Here is an 821-nt window from a genome sequence, read left to right on the forward strand (position 1 = left end):
TTTGGTACCTGGGTAACGAGAGCCAAGATATTTTTCTAAGCCTTCTGCTGCTGTTAAACGCTCTAGCAGATGGTAGCGCGTATCAAATTCGTAATTGGGCTTACCTTTTACTGACTCAATACGCTCTTGAAACCATGTACGAATATCTGTGTCTACGATATGCATGTACTCAGCGCCAAGCGATGAGCAATAGGTTTCTTTCAGTCCGTTAACAATCTCTCGAAGACTCAACTCATCGGAACCGAAGACCAAGTTACCAATCTGAAATTCGGTATCCAGGTCGGCCTCGCTCAAACCGTGATATTCAAGCTCCAAATCAGGAACATCAACCCGCTCCATCAAACCTAAGGGATCAAGCTTTGCTGCCTGGTGGCCACGAATTCGATAGGAGTTAATCAATTGAGCGACTTTAACTTGCTTCTTATCGTGCTCAGAGGTTGCGCTTGCGGGAGTAGTCAGTTCGTGACTTGCGTATTTGTTTTTGGAAAGGTGGAGAAACTGTTCACGAATGGTCGAATGAGGGATGTCTTTCTTAGCATGACCATTAACTCTTGGGAGTTGGTCAAAGTAGCTTCGCCATTCTTCAGAGACGCTGTTAGGATCAGCCAAATAAGCGTCGTACAGCTGTTCAACGTATACTAAATTTCCGCCAGACAAGTGAGATGTCCGCCAGAGTTGTTCCATGATGCTTTCTTGCATTAAAAGCTCGCCTTAGTTAGCAGTAAATGCGAATACCAGGCACTATCTTATTGGCGGCCAATATGTATCTCTAAGATACCTATACGTAGCCTAACGATAAAAAGCGATTTCGCCTTGTAACG

Annotated in this window: 1 pseudogene; it reads right to left on the reverse strand. The window is 44.6% G+C overall.

Annotated elements, in window-relative coordinates:
- Positions 1–699 (reverse strand): annotated as a pseudogene (locus tag A3729_RS03115) (2-oxoglutarate dehydrogenase E1 component); the annotation flags it as partial.
- Positions 700–821 lie beyond the last annotated feature (122 nt).

The sequence above is a fragment of the Oleiphilus sp. HI0043 genome (genome assembly GCF_001634935.1).